General features: G+C 43.7%; 16 protein-coding genes and 1 tRNA gene. 6 read left to right on the top strand and 11 right to left on the bottom strand.

The features are described 5' to 3' along the window. Window positions 1–56 precede the first annotated feature (56 nt). The 8 genes from QYT14_RS06760 to QYT14_RS06725 all read right to left on the bottom strand — a co-directional run bounded on the left by QYT14_RS06760 (window position 57) and on the right by QYT14_RS06725 (window position 5,235). The gene (locus QYT14_RS06760; protein WP_237039989.1) at window positions 57–521 is read right to left on the bottom strand and encodes a biopolymer transporter ExbD; all 465 of its coding nucleotides are present in this window, start codon (window positions 519–521) and stop codon (window positions 57–59) included. Continuing rightward, window positions 521–1,108 (bottom strand): biopolymer transporter ExbD, encoded by a 588-nt coding sequence (locus tag QYT14_RS06755; RefSeq protein WP_237039988.1) that lies wholly within the window; start codon window positions 1,106–1,108, stop codon window positions 521–523. Before QYT14_RS06755 ends, QYT14_RS06760 begins: the two co-directional genes overlap by 1 nt. A gap of 40 nt (window positions 1,109–1,148) precedes the next feature. Continuing rightward, entirely contained in the window at window positions 1,149–1,607 is a 459-nt protein-coding gene (locus QYT14_RS06750) for a hypothetical protein (protein WP_288324573.1), read from the bottom strand. Window positions 1,608–1,615: 8 nt separating this feature from the next. Further along, the gene (locus QYT14_RS06745; RefSeq protein ID WP_288324572.1) at window positions 1,616–2,380 is read right to left on the bottom strand and encodes a MotA/TolQ/ExbB proton channel family protein; all 765 of its coding nucleotides are present in this window, start codon (window positions 2,378–2,380) and stop codon (window positions 1,616–1,618) included. Between the two features lie 87 nt (window positions 2,381–2,467). Continuing rightward, window positions 2,468–2,555, bottom strand: a tRNA-Ser gene (locus tag QYT14_RS06740). Between the two features lie 169 nt (window positions 2,556–2,724). Then, a complete protein-coding gene (locus QYT14_RS06735; protein WP_288324571.1) occupies window positions 2,725–3,498 on the bottom strand; it encodes a TatD family hydrolase in 774 nt (257 codons plus the stop codon). Then, window positions 3,498–4,475 carry a polyprenyl synthetase family protein gene (locus QYT14_RS06730; RefSeq protein ID WP_288324570.1) on the bottom strand — a complete coding sequence of 326 codons (978 nt, stop codon included), beginning with the start codon at window positions 4,473–4,475 and terminating at the stop codon, window positions 3,498–3,500. Before QYT14_RS06730 ends, QYT14_RS06735 begins: the two co-directional genes overlap by 1 nt. Window positions 4,476–4,551: 76 nt before the next feature. Continuing rightward, window positions 4,552–5,235, bottom strand: a complete 684-nt coding sequence (locus QYT14_RS06725) for an energy transducer TonB (RefSeq protein WP_288324569.1) — start codon at window positions 5,233–5,235, stop codon at window positions 4,552–4,554. A gap of 189 nt (window positions 5,236–5,424) precedes the next feature. Between QYT14_RS06725 and cmk the strand changes: the two genes are divergently transcribed. From cmk to QYT14_RS06700, 5 genes are all read left to right on the top strand, one after another. Further along, a complete protein-coding gene (gene cmk / locus QYT14_RS06720; RefSeq protein WP_237039982.1) occupies window positions 5,425–6,114 on the top strand; it encodes a (d)CMP kinase in 690 nt (229 codons plus the stop codon). Then, window positions 6,107–6,973, top strand: a complete 867-nt coding sequence (locus QYT14_RS06715; RefSeq protein WP_288324568.1) for a 4-hydroxy-3-methylbut-2-enyl diphosphate reductase — start codon at window positions 6,107–6,109, stop codon at window positions 6,971–6,973. Before cmk ends, QYT14_RS06715 begins: the two co-directional genes overlap by 8 nt. An 81-nt stretch (window positions 6,974–7,054) precedes the next feature. After that, window positions 7,055–8,035 carry a 6-phosphofructokinase gene (gene pfkA / locus QYT14_RS06710; protein WP_005845845.1) on the top strand — a complete coding sequence of 327 codons (981 nt, stop codon included), beginning with the start codon at window positions 7,055–7,057 and terminating at the stop codon, window positions 8,033–8,035. 1,032 nt (window positions 8,036–9,067) lie between these two features. Beyond that, window positions 9,068–9,481: a hypothetical protein gene (locus QYT14_RS06705; protein WP_288324567.1), complete on the top strand. Its 414-nt coding sequence runs from the start codon at window positions 9,068–9,070 to the stop codon at window positions 9,479–9,481. Window positions 9,482–9,870: 389 nt separating this feature from the next. Then, window positions 9,871–10,080, top strand: a complete 210-nt coding sequence (locus QYT14_RS06700; RefSeq protein WP_237039623.1) for a hypothetical protein — start codon at window positions 9,871–9,873, stop codon at window positions 10,078–10,080. Window positions 10,081–10,318: 238 nt separating this feature from the next. On the opposite strand, the gene meaB is transcribed toward QYT14_RS06700, so the two are convergent. Further along, window positions 10,319–11,416, bottom strand: a complete 1,098-nt coding sequence (gene meaB / locus QYT14_RS06695) for a methylmalonyl Co-A mutase-associated GTPase MeaB (protein ID WP_288324566.1) — start codon at window positions 11,414–11,416, stop codon at window positions 10,319–10,321. 2 nt (window positions 11,417–11,418) lie between these two features. Continuing rightward, window positions 11,419–12,495: a DUF1573 domain-containing protein gene (locus QYT14_RS06690; RefSeq protein WP_288324565.1), complete on the bottom strand. Its 1,077-nt coding sequence runs from the start codon at window positions 12,493–12,495 to the stop codon at window positions 11,419–11,421. Between the two features lie 107 nt (window positions 12,496–12,602). On the opposite strand from QYT14_RS06690, the gene QYT14_RS06685 reads away from it, so the two are divergent. Next, window positions 12,603–13,052: a hypothetical protein gene (locus QYT14_RS06685; RefSeq protein WP_288324564.1), complete on the top strand. Its 450-nt coding sequence runs from the start codon at window positions 12,603–12,605 to the stop codon at window positions 13,050–13,052. A 47-nt stretch (window positions 13,053–13,099) separates the two neighbouring features. Here the strand turns inward: QYT14_RS06685 and QYT14_RS06680 are convergent, their stop codons facing one another. Then, window positions 13,100–18,757: an alpha-2-macroglobulin family protein gene (locus QYT14_RS06680; protein WP_288324563.1), complete on the bottom strand. Its 5,658-nt coding sequence runs from the start codon at window positions 18,755–18,757 to the stop codon at window positions 13,100–13,102. Window positions 18,758–18,933 lie beyond the last annotated feature (176 nt).

The raw sequence follows: 18,933 nt of genomic DNA, 5'->3' as shown, positions 1-18,933 counted from the left end.
AAAAAAGGAAGTTGCTCAAAAACAACTTCCTTTTTTCATATCATGTATCAACTATTTTACTGACGTTGAGTAGCAGAATAGTTAATATTCAAAGCATAAGCCTGACGAAGAGCCTGTTTTACATCCTGTACAATACCCATCTTAGTTTCGCTATCCACCTTCATAGATACTGTCATAAACGGCTGATCTTCTTCTTTCATGTTTTCACGTTCCTGATAAATATAATCCTGAACTTCTGAAACTTCAGCAAATTTATCATTCAGCTGAATACGGCTTTCAGCACCCATTTTCTTTTGGAATTCGGGCAATGGTCTACCGATATAGATAAAGGAAACCAAAGACTTCTTTTCCAATTTTTCAAGTTCTGTAGCCTGCGGAACTCTAAATTGAACCTTCAATGTAACCTCACGCATTGTTGTTACAATCATAAAGAAGAACAACATAGTAAAGATAAGGTCAGGCAAAGAAGAGGTATTCAATTCAGGCATTCCACGTTTACCTGTTTTATTAAATTTTCCCATTATTTACCTCCATACTTTTTAGGTTCAGCTTCAGAAATTTTCTGCTGATAATATTCACGAATCGCTTTCTGTTCGTCTTCGTTACACTCATTATAAACCTTGCCAAACTTAGCCTTACCCAGTTCGTCACGAAGTTCATTATATGCAGCCACCAATTCATTCTGAACATTGATATATGCCTGATAGCTGGTACCAACGTCATTCTGAACAGAAATTACATGCTGTTCCGTAACCATACAATCACCCAACAAAGGAATATTCTTTCTATGTTTTTCCGGGAGATTTTCATCATCGTACGGATTGGCGATAAATTCTTTTGCCTTTTCTCTTAATTGCTTTATATCAATATACTCCTTACCACACATCAGTTGGTCGTCTTTGTTCAGACGTACTTGGAGCACATTACGTTCTTTCTTTAAGATATTATCATCTTTTTGATTCTGTTCGGGGGGAGGCGGCAGACGTCTCGCCAAACCACGGTCAGTATCCATAGATGTTGTAATCAAGAAGAAAATAAGCAACATAAAGGCAATATCGGCTGTTGAACTGGAGTTAATCCCAGGTACGCCTCTTTTCTTTCTTGCCATTTTACTTATTTCGTTTTTTAATTGTTAATATCAATGTTTATTATTTTTTGAAGATACCGCTCAAGTTAACGATAGTACCGATAGCAGCTACTCCAAACAAGAAATAGATAGAGTAAATCAACATATCAGTAATCTTCAACCAGAAAGTATCAGTATAAAGACCGTCACCGGTCATGATAGTAGCATCAGAACCCATACCGTAAGAAACTACCAATACAACCACCAATAATACGATACCTAACAAAGATTTAACAGCACTCATTGGATTATCTTTCAATGCAGCTCCGAATTGTGCAATGGCTCCTACAAGAGTTACAGCTACACAAATACCAAACATAGCATACATCAAGTAAATCAATGTTTCTGTATGAGCCGGCTCATTATATTCGCCGACCGGGTTATTATATCCTACAAAGTAGAACATGCCGAGCACCACTAAAATCAGTGCAAAACAGACATATAATGCATAGTAGGACATTCTATATGATAACTTAGCCATTGTTCTAATTATTTTTTGTATTTCAAGTTATATTTCATAATCATATCAAGCAATGTGATAGAAGAATCTTCCATCTGGCTTGTGATAGCTTCAATCTTAGAAAGGATGTAGTTATAGAATACTTGAAGAATCAATGCTACAACCAAACCGAAGACAGTAGTAATCAAGGCCACTTTCATACCACCTGCAACAACTGTCGGAGAAATATCACCTGCCTGCTGGATTTTATCGAACGCCATAACCATACCGATTACAGTACCCAAGAATCCCAAAGACGGAGCCATTGCGATGAACAATGTAATCCAAGAACATCCTTTTTCAAGGTAACCTGCCTGAACACCACCGTAAGAAACAACTGAGCGTTCAACAACGTCAACACCTTCATCGATTCTCATCAAGCCCTGATAGCAGATAGAGGCAACCGGACCACGAGTGTTACGACATACTGTCTTAGCAGCTTCTACATCACCTTTTTCCAAAGCAGCTTCGATGTTAGCCATCAACTTCTTTGTGTTCACTTCAGCCAAGCTTAAATAAATGATACGTTCAATACAGAAAGCCAAACCTAAAACCAATGCGATAGCTACCAAAGACATAAAGTCTGCAGAACCTTCGATAAATTTAGTTTTGAGTTCTTTGTGGAGACCACCACCTTCTTCAACTACTGTTGTCTGTTCTGTTTGAGCCGGAGCTTCATCCTGAGCCATAATAGGCTGAACTGATCCCAAAGTAAGGACTCCCATCACTGCAAGAATTGCAAATAACTTTTTCATTGTGTGTCTAATTTTTAAGATTAATTAATTAATTGTTATTTTATTGTTTTAATTGTTTTCCACTTTTTTGCCTTTTCCATAGCAATGCGGAGAGAGCGGGATTCGAACCCGCGATACACTTTTGGCGTATACACGCTTTCCAGGCGTGCCTCTTCAACCACTCGAGCATCTCTCCTTTTTAGGGGACACATTTACATCCTCATTTTGAAATCGGGTGCAAATTACAAAGAAATTTGGGAATTGCAAGCGATTTCAGTCACAAATGTATCCTTTTTTTTCGTCTTACACAGAATTCGACGCCTCAATATTGGTATATCACCTCAAATTTAATAAACTTTAAAAACTTATTCAGCCATTTTGAACACTTTTAAAGCGTTATCGGTCGTTATGGCATCTACTTCTGCCAAACTCATGCCATAAATTTCCGCCAGCTTTAATGCGACTTCCTTTATATAGGAAGACTCGTTTCTTTTCCCTCTGTGGGGCACAGGAGCCAAATAGGGAGAATCGGTTTCGAGCACAATTTTACTTAAAGGAACATTCTTCAGTGTTTCGGGCAACGTACTCTTCTTAAAGGTGACCACTCCGTTTATTCCAATTCTAAAATCAGGATAGTCCAACAACTGATTTGCTTCTTCCGCACTGCCCGTAAAACTGTGAAAGATACCGCTCAGATTCGTGTCCTTATAAGGAGAGAGTACTTCAAACAATTCGGGGAAGGCGTCACGGCAATGAATAATCAAAGGCAAATCATATTCCAGTGCCCACTGTATCTGTTCGTCCAGTACCGCCTGCTGCTCTTTGAGGTATGTTTTATCCCAATACAAATCCATCCCCACCTCGCCAATGGCAATATAAGGATGTCCTTCGACCAGCAACTCTTTCATCGGCATCAGGCGGGCTTTATAACCACCATCCACCGATGTCGGATGAAAGCCCAGCATCGGATAGCAAAAGCCTTTATATGCCGCACACACTTCCAACAGTTCACGAATGGTTGTATCATCAATGTTGGGCATAAAGACCTTCATGACACCGGCAGCCTTGGCACGTTCTATCACTTGTGGCAAGTCTGCGACAAACTCTTCTGCAAAAAGATGGGAATGGGTATCAATCATCACACTTTTCTATCCATTAAATGACAAACAAATGATTTCAATTCTTCTTTCCGCTCTGCCGGCAGACTCACGCCATCCAGCAAGGCGAGTCCTTTTGAATAATACTCATTGATTTTACCTTCGCAGATTTTATCAATGCCAATCTCGTTATAAAGTCCGGTCACAGCCTTAATCTTCTCCTCCGGGCAATACTCCGTACACGAAATCCACCGGTTCAGTTCTTCCTTCTGACGTGGATTACCCAAGTTCAATGCGTTTATCAGCATAAAAGTTTTCTTATTGCATAAGATATCACCACCAATATTCTTCCCGAACACTTTGGGGTCACCATATACATCCAGATAATCGTCCTGCAACTGGAAGGCCAGTCCCATCTGAATGCCGAAATCATAAAGTTTGCGGGCATCCTCTTCGGAAGCATCTCCTAAAACGGCTCCGATTTTCAATGCCGCCGACAACAATACAGAGGTTTTCAGACGAATCATCTCTATATATTCCGGAACCGTCACATCGGTACGGGTCTCAAACTCCATATCCCATTGCTGTCCTTCACATATCTCGAGAGCCGTTTGTGTAAAGACATCCATTACCCGCTTCAAATAGCTTTCCTGACAATCAGCCATCAACCGATAGGCCAGTACCAGCATAGCGTCTCCCGACAAGATAGCCGTATTGTCATCCCATACTTTATGAACAGTAGGTTTATTGCGGCGCATATCAGCCTTGTCCATCAGGTCGTCATGCAATAAAGTATAATTATGGTAAGTCTCGATGCCTGCCGCCTGCGGCAAAATACAGTCCACATCTTCCTTATACAGATTATAAGCAAGCAACATCAAGACAGGACGAATCCGCTTTCCACCCAACGACAATACATATTCTATAGGAGCATACAACCCTTTCGGTTCACGCATATAAGTCATTTCAGAAAGATAGCCATTGATCTTATCCAACAATTCGGTCGCTAAAAAAGCCATAAGAAAAAGAATTAAATATATTACTAAAAAAAGAGGCTACCCAATGAGCAGCCTCTTCATGATTTTTATCCAAAGATTACTGTAATTTAAAGATTACGGGCACGGTGTAACTTACACGTACCGGTTTACCACGTTGTTTACCGGGTTTCCATTTCGGCATTGTCTTCACTACACGCAGAGCCTCTTTATCCAAGTAAGGGTCTACACCGCGAACGACAACCGGATCAGCAACAGAACCGTCTTTTTCGATAACGAACTTCACTGATACTTTACCCTGTACACCGTTTTCCTGAGAGATGGTCGGATATTTTGCATTCTTCATCAAGAACTTCAAACATTCTCCCATACCGCCGGGGAATTCGGGCATTTCTTCTACAATCTGGAAAATCTGTTGTTCTTCCGGTTCTTCCTCTTCTACTACAACCGGTGTATATTTAACTTCCACAGCTTTTTCCGTTTCATCTGATGCCTGAATAACTGTTTCTTCCACTTTAGCATCATTATCTACGATTTCAATAATTTCTTCCGCTTTAGGAATTTCGGGAGGAGGAGCCTGCTGTTGTTCTTCCTGTTCTGTGATAGGAACCATTTCTTCTTCAAATACAACTGCGGCTATACCAGTATCTGTACTCACCTGCTTATCACGATCAGTCCATTCGAAAGCGACAAACATAAGAGCCAAGATAAACACATAACCGATTAGCAGCCAGGTACTTTTCTTACCTTCAAGATCTGCTTTGGGCGATTTTTTAACTTCCATAAATTGTTGTTTAAAATTAAGTGTTTCTCATTCAGGGCAAATGTAGCACTTTTCTTTTAAACAAAAAGTATTTTCACCGTAAAAATTTGCTAATTCATTATATTTTAGTTCTTTTTCATGGAAGGGCACCTAACTTTTCCCTATCTTTGAACCGCATAAAGCAATATACTCATCTATACATAATTATATATGAAAAAAATAACAATAGCCATCGACGGTTACTCGTCTTGTGGGAAAAGCACAATGGCCAAAGATTTGGCACGTGAAATAGGATACATATATATAGATAGCGGTGCCATGTATCGTGCCGTTACTTTATACTGCCTCGACAACGGTTTGTTTACAGACAACGGCATCCGGGAGGAGGTGCTTCGCAACCGCTTGCCCGACATTAAAATCTCTTTCCGGCTGAACCCGAAGACCCAGCGCCCTGTCACCTTGCTGAATGGCGAAGAGGTGGAAGAACGCATCCGCACCATGGAAGTCTCTTCGCACGTGAGCCCGGTGGCAGCCCTCGGATTTGTTCGGGAAGCACTGGTGAAGCAGCAACAGGAAATGGGCAGAGAGAAAGGAATCGTGATGGACGGACGCGATATCGGAACCGTGGTTTTTCCTGATGCCGAACTGAAGATTTTCGTAACCGCCTCTGCCGCCATCCGCGCCCAGCGCCGATACGACGAGCTGAAAGCAAAAGGCCAGTCAGCCTCTTACGACGAAATATTGAAAAACGTGGAAGAGCGTGATTATATTGACCAAAACCGCGAAGTGGGGCCCTTGCGGAAAGCTGAAGATGCTATTTTGTTGGACAACAGCCACATGACCATTGCCGAACAAAAACAATGGCTGGCAGAACAATTCCAAAAAGCAACCAATGGTTAATGTAGAGATAGACGAAAGTTCGGGCTTCTGCTTTGGTGTAACCACCGCCATCAAAAAGGCAGAAGAGGAATTGGCAAAGGGCACCACGCTCTATTGCTTGGGAGACATTGTGCACAACGGACAAGAATGCGAACGTCTGAAAAAGATGGGCCTCATCACCATCAACCACGAAGAATTTGCCCAGCTGCATAACGCCAAGGTGCTGCTCCGCGCTCACGGAGAACCGCCTGAAACATACGCACTGGCAAAAGCCAACAATATCGAAATCATCGATGCAACCTGCCCTGTAGTATTGCGGCTGCAAAAACGTATCAAACAGGAGTTTGACAACACCCCCGACAGCCATGACACACAAATTGTGATTTACGGGAAAAACGGCCATGCCGAAGTACTCGGACTGGTGGGACAGACACATGGGAAAGCGATTGTCATAGAAAAGCCGGAGGAAGTGGTACATCTGGACTTCAACAAAGATATCCGACTGTATTCACAGACCACGAAATCTTTGGAAGAGTTTTGGCAGATTGTGGAATATATCAAGGAACACATATCGCCCGAAGCTTCGTTCGAATACTTCGACACCATTTGCCGGCAAGTGGCCAACCGCATGCCGAATATCCGCAAATTTGCAGCAGCACACGACCTCATCTTCTTCGTTTGCGGCCGTAAAAGTTCCAATGGAAAAATCTTGTTTCAGGAATGTAAAAAGGTTAATCCCAACTCCTACCTCATCGACCAGCCGGAAGAAATAGACCGCAACCTACTGAAGAATGTACATTCCATCGGCATTTGCGGAGCCACTTCCACGCCCAAATGGTTGATGGAAGAGTGTAAAAAGGTTATCCTAAACGAAAAATAGACCAATAAAAAATAATATTTTATCGTTGTCCAACTGATAAATTGCTAACTTTGCATCATAAAAACATTAAAATGGGTATTTATGGGAACGATTAAAAGTATCGGTATCTTAACATCCGGAGGGGATGCTCCGGGAATGAACGCTGCCATTCGCGCAGTGACACGCTCTGCTATCTATAACGGACTGAAAGTATATGGTATTTATAGAGGATATAAGGGCTTGGTAACAGATGAGATTCAGGAATTCAAGAGCCAAAATGTCAGCAACATCATACAAATGGGAGGTACTATCCTGAAAACCGCCCGCTGCAAGGAATTCACAACCCCCGAAGGACGTGCACAAGCATACGAGAACATGAAGAAGCACGAGATTGACGCTTTGGTCATCATCGGCGGTGACGGTTCATTGACCGGTGCACGCATATTCGCACAGGAGTTTGACGTGCCATGTATCGGTCTGCCGGGAACAATCGACAATGACTTGTACGGCACCGACACCACCATCGGCTATGACACTGCACTGAATACCATTCTCGACGCAGTGGATAAAATCCGCGATACCGCCACCTCTCACGAACGTCTCTTCTTTGTCGAAGTAATGGGACGTGACGCAGGCTTCCTGGCATTGAACGGCGCTATTGCCGCAGGAGCAGAAGCAGCCATCATCCCCGAATTCAGTACGGAAGTAGACCAGTTGGAAGAATTTATCGAGCACGGATTCCGCAAGTCAAAAAGCAGTAGTATCGTGTTGGTGGCCGAGAGCGAACTTACCGGAGGAGCCATGCATTACGCAGAACGTGTGAAAAACGAATATCCCCAATACGATGTGCGTGTTACCATCTTGGGACACTTGCAGCGTGGAGGACGTCCTACCGCACACGACCGCATCATTGCCAGCCGCATGGGAGTAGCCAGTATCCAGGCACTGCTCGAAGGCCAGCGTAACGTGATGATTGGTATTGATGATGACAAAATTGTCTATGTACCTTTTGCCAAAGCTATCAAGAACGACAAACCCATCGACAGAGAACTGGTGAACGTGCTTCACGAACTCTCCATTTAAAGAAAATATAAGTCCCGACAGGATTTAAAATATTCCAACACAATCCGGCTCAGAGATAATGAACTCCGAGGCGGATTGTTTGGTCTTTACATAATCAGCTTATTATCAATCAAATAAGTATCATTTTTAGGTCCACTAGGCCCAGGGACCACCTTTATGCTTTTCTGGTCCCGTGGAAACACACCAAAGTACTGATTATCAGAGCTGTAAAGCGTACAAAGCCTACATACCGTATTTTTTGCCTCACCGGAGGATGAAAACAGGCTTAAACAGGGGAAAACGAAGGGTGAAAACATGGAATATCCAAAAACTGAAAAAGTAAATTAATTAATCATCTATGGAGAAAAGAGTCCGATAACACAAGTAGGAGCGGCCCCATGTATCCGCCCGAATACATCCACAAATACAATAAAGGAATACATTCAGGCAGACACATGGGTCTGCCCCTACAAGCAAAATGCAAGAAACGTGACAATATGATTGAAATGTATACTTATTTCTCATAAAGACTATGGCTTGTCCGCTTTTAACGAAGAAAAACCACTGATAAACAACAAAATAACCTCTTTCAAGAGCACAAATTCGGGGTCACAAAAGCATAAAGGTGGTCCCTGGACCTAGTGAGCCTAAATAAGACAGTCAACACACTGTTATTCAACACTTTTACTACATCACCACTTTGCAAACCCAGCACCATTTTCCAACTAGACAGGAACAAGCATTCAAAGCATTGTTTATCAACGCATTAAATCCGTTTTTCAGCACTATAACGCCCCTCCAAAAAGACCTTGGAGTTTAAAAAAAAGACTAAGGTCTTTGCTAAAAACTCCTTAATCTTTTGATAAAACACTTTAGTCTTTTAGAGCCTGTTCAAGTTTCATTCGAAAGCTCTTTAATTTTGGTACTACTTTATAAATCATTTATTATCAATGCATTTTAATAAAAATCATACGACCAGACGCAGTATTTTACATTCTGCTGCATTATATAAAATACAAGAAAACCATTATTAACCTTTTAATCACCACCTTTATGAAGAAGATTTTAAATTATTTATTCGTGTTATGCCTGCTCGTTGGAGCATACGGTTGCAGCGATGATGACAGAGATGTAAAACGGATTTATCCGGAGGAAAAACAAGAACCTTTTGAAAGAGAGAATTTGAAAGGATATTTAAGGTATGATAATTCCCTTAAAAGATGGATAATCTACCCTGTTGACGAACCGGAATTCCGAACAGGAGATGAAGATAGTATATCTTTTTTAATTGAAAACATGAAGGATGAATACAAGGCTTATGAAGGTGATGTTACCTTCAGTGGCACCCTTTTATATTTATATTATGAAGCGAGATTGCCTATAACAGGTTGCCATGGTGGTACTGACATTTACTCTCTCCATCTAAAAGACATTCAGAAAAGAGAACCGGCAGAAAGTCCCTACTAATTGATACGAAACAATTAATTTTAAATGCATAATACTATGAACAAACTTTTTACTTATCTGCTTGCATTATGCACGGCTACTTGTCTATATGGTTGCAGTGAAGAACTAGAGGAAATGACTTCTACAGAAGAATCTCCTTCAAACATTGTCAGCCGTTCAATCCCTGAAAGTTTTTCTTGTGGAACGATAGAAACAGACCCACCGGCATGGTATTTCAATACTCCTCGCGTTTTTAATAACAATAGCATTTTATACCTTAAATATTTATATCCATGTCATTAGAAGTTCTAGCGGAGTGGGATTTAATAAAGAGGAAGTAGCGCAAACAGTCATAACTAATTTAAATGGTTATTACGCTTCTGCAAAAATCAATTTCTATTTATTAGGAAGTGACTATATTGATTCTGACCGATACTCCCACCGGTCCTTGTGAATGGAATATTTTTGGAGAATACATAGCCACAGGAACAGATGCCAATGGTGACTATTATAACCCGGACCCTACTAACCTGATGTCGTACTCATGGGCTTCGGGAGTTTATCACTTAAGCATTTCGAACGGAACGGAAGTGCGGCATCAGAAAATAATGATTCCATAAAAACATACCAACACAATAAAGAAGGTGTCTCGAAACTCTCATAAGTCAAAAGGGGTCAAAACGTGGATAATGCTGTCGTTTCGTTCGTAGGGGCGAGGTTCGCTCGCCCGAAAACAGTTTACTTTGTGTCTTCGGGCAGGCAAACCCTGCCCCTACAACTGACGATTGGATAGGCTGGTTTAGTTTTGACACACTCCCTTCGATAAAAGAAAAGTTTTGATACATCCCCTTTACTGTATCACTTCAACGTATCATAATAAGCGTCCAGCAACTTCTTTGCCGCAACAAAAGAAGTCAACTTTCCGTTCAACACTTCCTCTTCCTTCACAGCCAGCATAGAAGCTATTGTCTCATTATTATAAAAGCTGTCGCGCAGGTGCTCGTTGATAGACTCGTACATCCAGTATTTTGCCTGTTCGTTACGGCGCTGTTCAAAATAGCCGTTCGCTTTCACAAAAGCAAAATACTCATCAACCATATCCCATATCTCCTTGATGCCCAAGCCATAAAAGCCCGAATAAGTCAGGACTTTGGGCGACCATCCCGAATCAGGTGCCGGGAACAGGTGCAGCGCATTCCGAAAATGGCTCGCTGCCAGTTTCGCTTTCTCTATGTTATTGCCGTCGGCCTTGTTGATGACAATGCCATCCGCCATCTCCATGATACCTCGTTTGATGCCTTGCAATTCATCACCCGTACCCGCCAACTGAATCAGTAAAAAGAAGTCCACCATCGAGTGTACCGCTGTTTCACTCTGACCGACTCCCACCGTTTCGACGAATATCTTATCAAACCCTCCTGCTTCGCACAGGATAATCGTTTCACGAGTCTTTCGTGCCACACCGCCCAATGAGCCTGCCGACGGACTGGGGCGAATAAAAGCATTGGGATGAACTGCCAATTTTTCCATGCGGGTTTTGTCGCCCAAAATACTGCCTTTGGAACGTTCACTGCTGGGGTCAATAGCCAAGACAGCCAACTTTCCTCCTTGCTGAAGCACATGCAGCCCGAATACATCGATGGAAGTACTCTTGCCGGCGCCCGGCACTCCGCTGATTCCGATACGAATCGACTGACCGGAATAAGGCAGACATTTTTCTATCACCTCCTGAGCGATAGCCTGATGTTCGGGTTTCACACTCTCGACCAGAGTCACAGCCTGGCTCAAGACAGTCACGTCACCTTTCACAATACCTTCTACATACTCTTCCACAGAGAACTCACGACGGCGCGGTTTCTTGCGGAATTTCAAATAAGGATTCACGATGGACGGTTGTTCAATGCCCGCATTAACAACCAACCCTTTGTATTCTTCACTATTCTCAGGATGTTCCATAGCTATTTCTTTGAGGTTACTTTCACTTTGATAATTATTTTCGGGCTGTTCGGGTCATTCGTTATCACCAAGACACGAGGTGAGCCTTTCACTTTCTTGAGGTTATGTCCATAAGCCGTAATCTTCATCTTAGTCGTCGCTCCCGGCTTCAAGGTACGTTTCTTCAACTGCACTCCCAAAGCAGAGTTGAACACTTGCAAATCACGTATTTCCAAATTAGACTTACCCACATTCTTCACTATAATCGTCTGCGAGCGTTTCTCGTCAGCGGCCAATTCTCCCATGACCAGCTCTTTGACAGAAAGATGAATAACGGGAGGATTCAGGCGTTCCTGCTGACTGATATGAGAGAAATCAGGCAACAGTACAGCCGAAACCGGAATTTCATTTTCCTCACCCACCTTGTCTCCGGGGAAACGAGACAGATAGACCGAAGCGGTAGTCAGTCCCAGTTTGGGAAGTTTTTCGGTATCAAGGGTCACCTTTATCTTTCCGGTGCGGTTACGTCCCAGCTTGTCGGGAGTGGCCACCGCACTCAAATAAGGAGGAAGATGCATCAACACAGGCGTATAGACCTTGTCCGAGGTATTGGCTATCAGCAATTCCATGGTCGGTTTATCTCCCCTGTTCGCATCGTCGAACTCTATTTCTTCCTTATTCAGACGGATTGCACCGATTTGATAAGGATGGGTAAAGGTATAATTCTTAGGGTCGGCAGTCACTTCTCCGCGAAAAGCCAAATAAATAGGCTTGTCTGATGCATTACAATAAATGCCGATACTCTTCTGGAAACGGCCGAGCGCCTTGGCGTCAAACGTAGAACTGACTTCGCCCGTTTTACCCGGCAGGATAGGAGATTTAGTCCAGTCGGTAACGGTACATCCGCAGGATGTGGTGACATTGGATATCACTAACGGCTTATCGCCTTTATTTGTTATTTTAAAAGTTGCCGTCGCCGGATTCTTCCATAAAATAGTTCCAAATTCATGCGTTGTTTTATCAAAAGAGGCTTTTGGCTGCGCAAAGGCTGAGAGCCCCGCCCCCAGCAACATACTTATTATCAGCATTATGTATTTCATACCAATCTAAATTCTTCGTTTAAAGTAACAAAGGTAAGGAAAAAAAGTATTATCTTTGCATTACAAGGTGTTAAAACAAAAAGATTAGAATCACAAACTGGAATATTATGAAAACATTGAAGAATTATCTATTTATACTGGCTGCACTAGTTGTCACGCTCGGTTTTTCTTCCTGTGAGAGCGACGAAGATATCGGCTTTGATTTGTCGGGATTGTATGGAGTAACATGGTTCGGCGATATGGGCGCCAGCGACTTTGACGGTTATGCTCTTGACAGCTATATCACATTCACATCCGGCTCTCGTCCCGACCACGGTGTGGGAACGGAAGATGTCTATTATGCCACTCCTCCCTTCGAATATTATGACACTTATAAATTCGACTGGTTTATTGAAAACGGACGGTTATACATAGACTACAACACCGGGCAGTCTATCGTTATCGATTATCCGCATATCAATGGCGGATACTTCTACGGAACAATAGGAAACTTTGATTTCCGATTGGAATATGATGGCGGCCGTAGCATCAAAAAGCAAGCGGATATCTCAAAATAAGAATAGTGATAAGGGGCAGAAACTTTAAAATTCCGCCCCTTACCTTGTTATTTCACTACTACTTTATATCCTCCTGTATGCCCGCCGAACTCGGGTGCATAAGCCGACTGAATCGTCGCTATCCCAGACTGATATTCTCCTGAACGGGTCACATACACCTGATACTCTATCACATACATTCCTTTACGCATTTGATTGATAAAGAAAGAGATGGAAGCATCTTTCGTCGCTTGATAATACCCCAGGTTTGTGCCCAGACGATAACCGGACAATGTTGTCAACGGTTCCATACAGGCGGCACGCTCATCTTTAATCTGTACGAAATCCATATCCCGGTCTGCCTTTACTGTCAAACGAACGGTAATCTTATCACCTACATCCAACAAAGCACCTTCCTTTATGAGTGTCTCTCCTTTATAAAGACTGCGGCTGATGGACAAGCCGTTACTTTGCTCACCCACCCGATTCATATTCTCCAGATATTGAGCATACACAGCTCCCCAGCCCATGCCGTTGCCTTCACAATCCACTGTCACCTTCTTCAGATTCATCACATTGCCTTCTACCACCTTCTTGAGATAGCCAATCGGTTCTTCCGCCGATGTCTGAATCACTTCTTTTCCCAAAGTAATTTTCACGGCATCAGAGTTTGCCAATAAGTCCGTACCCGAATTCAGCAAGGCATATACAGCATTCACTGTAGCAATGGGGGTATCCCAAGTCTGCGTTTGCTTCTCTTTCAAAAGCCAGCGTTTCATCTGATTCAACACCTGCACATCTTTGGTAATATATTGCACTGCCTCCATTGCAGCGACTTCGGTCGGAATCTTGTAACTGAACCAAGAATAATGCGCCTTGGGAGTATCAAAATAACGTCCCATCTTTTCTGTCACCACCGAATACTCCATAAGTGACTGCATAAACTCTTTCGCCTTTGCCGTCTCTCCGGCCTGTTGTAAAACAATGGCAGAGAGCGCCTTGCCATAAATGGTCAGGTCAGCCGCTTGTGCACTCAACTTACTGATGAAGTAACGGTTCACACCGGCTTTTGCCCCGGCTTTACCGTTCAATGCACAGATATACAGATATTGAAGCGTCTGTTCTGAGGGACTAACCTTCGTCACGCCTTTCTTTTCGGCTTCTTTCATTGCCTTATATTCGTTCTCGGCCTGCACAGCAAGATAGTTTAATGCTTTCTGATACATGGCAGAGAGGTCTTGGTTCAGTTTTCCACCGGTCATTACCTGCAGGCGAGCCAACATTTCCGCTATCTGAGTAGTCATATAGCGGTTGCCCGGCATACCCTTGTACCAGCTCCACGCACCATCAACATTCTGCAACTCGTTCAAACGCGCCACGCAGACAGACAATTTATTACTCATCGTATTCAAATCAAACAAGGTGGCAATGTGTTGGCGTTGTTCTTCTTCATTCATAGCTTCGGTCAGCCACGGCGTCTCTGCCAGCAATATGTTCTTCAGCTCCTGATTCTTTTGCAACCGGCTCATGAAGGTTTCCTTTGTGCCTCCCTGTGCCAGCCAACTGTCAAATATCTGCTTGATACGCGGATTTGAACTCACAATGAACTCGGCCAACGCATTCGCATAATAAGCAGAAGCCCACGACAAGGCATCCTCTCCCTGCGGAACCGCAACCACCGGCAATGCCATGACAGCATACCATACGGGATTGCTCGTAAATTCCACTGTCATCTTCTGGCCGGATACCGTACGACTGTGGTTATTAAACAGATGTTCCAATGAGAAAGTATAACTTCCTTTGCCGTTAACATCCAACGACACACTTTCCGTCACCCATTGTTTATCCGTCAACACCGGGATATATCGCTGCTCGCCATCACTGAACGTATCTCCGTCGGCCACCATGCGGCATGCCAATATGGTATATTTATCAGTGACGTCAAAAGTAAAGTTCACATTGCCTGTTTCTCCCGCTTTCACTCCGAACTTCTGTTTTTGAGCATAGAGAACCTTCTCTGTTTCAGGATTAAAAAGTTCCATTCTAACTGTACCGTTCACAGCTTTATCCGACAGATTAATCAGTGAAGCTGCTATGTTTGCCTTATCGCCCACACGGACAAAACGCGGCATATTGGGTTGAATCATGAACTCTTTGGCGGCAGTAGCAGTCGCCTCTATCCGGCCGTAGTCCACCTCCTTGGTATGTGCCAGCCCCATAAACTTCCATTTTGTCAAGCTTTCGGGCAATACAAACGAGATGCTGACCTCACCCTGCCCATTGGTACGCAGCTGCGGGTAGAAGAACGCTGTTTCGGCAAAGTTCTGACGCACCTGCACGTTTCCTGTTTCTTCCAAAGCACCCGCATCCATCATCTTCGCGTTCTCGAAAGGAACCACTTCTTCCTCAAATACCACATTTTCAAGCACCACATCTTGGGCAACCGCAGCTTCCGATTGGGTAGTAATCAACTTCGCTCGCCGTGCATAATTAACAGCACCAGACAAGCCCTTCATGGCATAAGGCACAACATTTCTGATGCCCGGAACCAGCAATTCACTATAAGAGAATGAAGAGGTATTCAAACTCTTGAAGGGGAAATTGACATAGATATATTCAGTCCGTGCATACCATCTGTTCCATTGGGAATGTGGCATGCGACGGTTGAAGTTCAAACGGAAGAAAAAGTCATGCTTATAGAACTGATCCAAAGAGGCATCGTACATCGTAGCCAACAATTCGGCATCAGCCGGACGGCCATCGGGATAAAGCACGCTCAGTTTCCATTCTTCCTGCTGACCGGGACGGAGTTTATCGCGGAACGTATTCCACTTCAACTGCAATTCCTTGTCCGGTTCAGGTTTGGTAATCTGTGCATAGTGCGTATAAAGTTGTCCGTCTTTCACAAAAGCGACACTTACCATTACCCCATTTCCATACTCCTGCTTGTAAGTAAGAGGGAAGCTGACAATGGAATCGGAGAACTGCACGCGTCTGCTTTCCACCCGCTTATTGCCGGAAAAGACATCATAAAGAAGATAGATACTCTTTTCACTGCTGCCAACATAGATAGTAGCCGGAGAATCTCCTTCAAATTCCTCTCCGTCCTGATAGAACCAATCAGCGGTGGGTATCAGCGGCCGTTTGTCGTCGAGCGAGAACAACAGAAAGTCTTGGGATGCCGTACATTCTCTGCCCTGCGCATCCTTAGCCGAAATCCTCAGGACATAAGAGCCGGAAGGAAGTCGGTACAATGCTTCGGGCAGAAACTTTTTATTGGATGCGGTCGTAGCCTGCAACACCTTCTCACCGGTTTTATTATTCCTGTCATTGGATTTAAACACCTGATAAACAATCTCCGTGTCTACCGGTTCTCCCGATAAGTTAGTGGCAGAAAAGGTCAATTCCCGGGCTTTCTCTTTCACTGTCTGTGCAGACAAGCCCTCGATAGCCAGCACAACAGAAGTCTTACCCAATGGCAACGACAGATTGGCCTGTTGCGTTTCACCCGCACCGTCGGTCACATCCGCCTGTACCTGATAAGTATAATACCATGCCGCACCGTCTCTCACATCAGAGTCCACCTCAAAATGTACCGGAACTGTAAATTTACCTTCGGCATCTGTTGTCGTTTCTCCGTTCCAAACGGCAGACCGGGGCCCCATAGACCGCCAGACCCAAGAGAAAGAACGGCTGATACTATAATTCACTTTCGCGTTCTGCACCGGAGCACCCGCAAATGTTCTTGCTACACCGGTAAGGAGCACAGAATCGCCTATTTGATATTCGGCCTTGACCGGTTCAAAAGTCACATCAAACATAGGGCGTTTATACTCTTCCACCCTGAAACCGCCGGAAGCAGAACCGGCCTGCAACCTGAAGTAACCGGTCAGACAGGGAGAAGGCAGTGTGAACTGACCACTGAAAGACCCGAACGAGTTGGTTGTCACCTTCACCTCGCCCACCTTATTATTATTGACATCATACAGCGTCACCGTATATTTTTTATCGGCCAATACCTGAGTGTCATCCTGCTGCTGTTTATATGCAATGCCCGAAACATAAACCGTTTGTCCCGGACGATAGATGGAACGGTCTGTGAACAGATTCAATATTTCCTGTTCATATTCCTCCGAAGGAGCATAATAAATCTGCTTCCACAAATCAGTAATCGGCATAGCCGTATCGCCCATCGTACGGGCATTATACATAATAGTCCTCTTCTTGTCGGGGAAGCCGAGCTTCAGTGTACCTTCTTTATCAGCCGGATAGGTTTGCGATGGCATGAAACGTCCGTCCGTACCGGTATAAACCACCACTTCGGCATCAGGCACAGGATGTCCGCTTTCGGCATCCACCACTACCAATTCCAAATCATCGCCAGGCAAGGGACGATAAATCACTCTCAAGGCAGTGACATACATCAATGTTCCGCCTGATTCGCCGACTTTTCCTTTTGGCACAGCCTTCAAGTAATATATACCCGGCTGCGGAGCCTGAATCCGCAACGTAGTATCAACCAGCAAATAATCGGCAGTCCCTTTCAACGGAAAGTACTCCTCCTTTTGCAACTTACCATACTTCGCAACGAAATTTTTCATATTACTAGCCCACATCACAGAAGTGACAGGCAAGTCAATCTTATACAGCTGCAAGGTAAAGCCGTTCAAATTCTTATAGTTTACTTTCAACTCTTGCATTTTGCCCGGATAAGCCGAAGACACCTCCAGCGACAGGAAAGGATTCAAAATTTCCTTTTCTATATTTTTCAGTTGGTTGACACCTACATAACGGGGGTATTTGGAAATTCCCTCACGTACCACTTTCAGGCGCTCCACCTGATTGTTTTGCTTTTGCAAGTAGTCCGACAGCGCCAGATAAACTTCAGCTCCGGCCTCCTCACCGGGATATCCGGCTATCCAAGAACGTAATTCCCTTTGGCAATCCTCATTAGAGAAATTCTGATTGAATGTATCAAACAGATAATCCAGTGTTCCGATTCCGGTCAATATCCATGCCGAACGATACTTGGGTGTATCATACAGTGTCAAGAGCGAACGGTAATTCTGCAGAATCGCCGCCACAAAATCACAATCGGACACCGGCACTACCGTATATGCCATAAAGCTCTTTATATCCTTCACCTGTGTCGGCAATGTGTTGGTCTGATTCCCGACAGAAGCAGCTTTCCATTTGTTTTGCTTCATCAGCAAGAGGGCACGACGCGCCAGCAAATCATACAGATTATCATGGAAATAGCGCCTGCTCATTTCTCCGACTTTTGCCATCGGCTTCAGCTTTTCCACCGAACAACCCGCCAACAAGTCTCGGTCTTTCAGTGAAGACTGCAGGAAATTAAAACCCCGCTTTATATCTTTCGAGATAGTCAACTCACCTAAGATGGAATAAAGCACAGCCCTGTCCTCTACCTTTTCTGTTTGTTTTGCCCAATTTTCCAGCTCTCTAATATCCGCCTCCAAACTGTCGGGAGTGACCAGAGCGCGATATTGCATGGCGGTCAGATAAGCCTTCATCATTTGCGGTACATCACGCTCAGCCTTCGCCTTATCATAAATTTTCATCGATGCGGACACTACAGACTTAGGAAGGTCTTTCTTTTGAAGTTGTTCTACCTCTTTCCACATTTTATCATAAGTTTGTGCATGCAATGGAGCAAATAAACTCATTGCCAAGAGCACTATCAGAAAATAATAACGAGTATTCATAAGCTTCGTCTTTAATTGTTCCTTTAACAAAGAAACGCATTATGTAGTTCAGCACTGCATAATTAATAGTTAAATTAACAAAACAAGGGAGAACGGATTTTCTGCAATATTCAGCAGCCATCCTTTCGGAATCAACCGACTATGAAGGTATAAGCATGGACTTAATATCAAACGAG

This window comes from uncultured Phocaeicola sp., from assembly GCF_948499155.1.
Lineage (GTDB): Bacteria > Bacteroidota > Bacteroidia > Bacteroidales > Bacteroidaceae > Phocaeicola > Phocaeicola faecalis.
Note: the sequence above shows the minus strand (reverse complement) of the source record. Positions and strands in the feature narration are given on the sequence as shown.

Bases quoted from the DNA above. Each gene is read 5' to 3' on its own strand.
- QYT14_RS06745 (WP_288324572.1), bottom strand. From the start codon at position 2,380: ATGAAAAAGTTATTTGCAATTCTTGCAGTGATGGGAGTCCTTACTTTG.
- QYT14_RS06750 (WP_288324573.1), bottom strand. From the start codon at position 1,607: ATGGCTAAGTTATCATATAGAATGTCCTACTATGCATTATATGTCTGT.
- QYT14_RS06730 (WP_288324570.1), bottom strand. From the start codon at position 4,475: ATGGCTTTTTTAGCGACCGAATTGTTGGATAAGATCAATGGCTATCTT.
- QYT14_RS06760 (WP_237039989.1), bottom strand. From the start codon at position 521: ATGGGAAAATTTAATAAAACAGGTAAACGTGGAATGCCTGAATTGAAT.
- QYT14_RS06725 (WP_288324569.1), bottom strand. From the start codon at position 5,235: ATGGAAGTTAAAAAATCGCCCAAAGCAGATCTTGAAGGTAAGAAAAGT.
- QYT14_RS06755 (WP_237039988.1), bottom strand. From the start codon at position 1,108: ATGGCAAGAAAGAAAAGAGGCGTACCTGGGATTAACTCCAGTTCAACA.
- QYT14_RS06735 (WP_288324571.1), bottom strand. From the start codon at position 3,498: ATGATTGATACCCATTCCCATCTTTTTGCAGAAGAGTTTGTCGCAGAC.
- pfkA (WP_005845845.1), top strand. From the start codon at position 7,055: ATGGGAACGATTAAAAGTATCGGTATCTTAACATCCGGAGGGGATGCT.
- QYT14_RS06680 (WP_288324563.1), bottom strand. From the start codon at position 18,757: ATGAATACTCGTTATTATTTTCTGATAGTGCTCTTGGCAATGAGTTTA.
- QYT14_RS06715 (WP_288324568.1), top strand. From the start codon at position 6,107: ATGGTTAATGTAGAGATAGACGAAAGTTCGGGCTTCTGCTTTGGTGTA.
- QYT14_RS06685 (WP_288324564.1), top strand. From the start codon at position 12,603: ATGAAAACATTGAAGAATTATCTATTTATACTGGCTGCACTAGTTGTC.
- cmk (WP_237039982.1), top strand. From the start codon at position 5,425: ATGAAAAAAATAACAATAGCCATCGACGGTTACTCGTCTTGTGGGAAA.
- QYT14_RS06690 (WP_288324565.1), bottom strand. From the start codon at position 12,495: ATGAAATACATAATGCTGATAATAAGTATGTTGCTGGGGGCGGGGCTC.
- QYT14_RS06705 (WP_288324567.1), top strand. From the start codon at position 9,068: ATGAAGAAGATTTTAAATTATTTATTCGTGTTATGCCTGCTCGTTGGA.
- meaB (WP_288324566.1), bottom strand. From the start codon at position 11,416: ATGGAACATCCTGAGAATAGTGAAGAATACAAAGGGTTGGTTGTTAAT.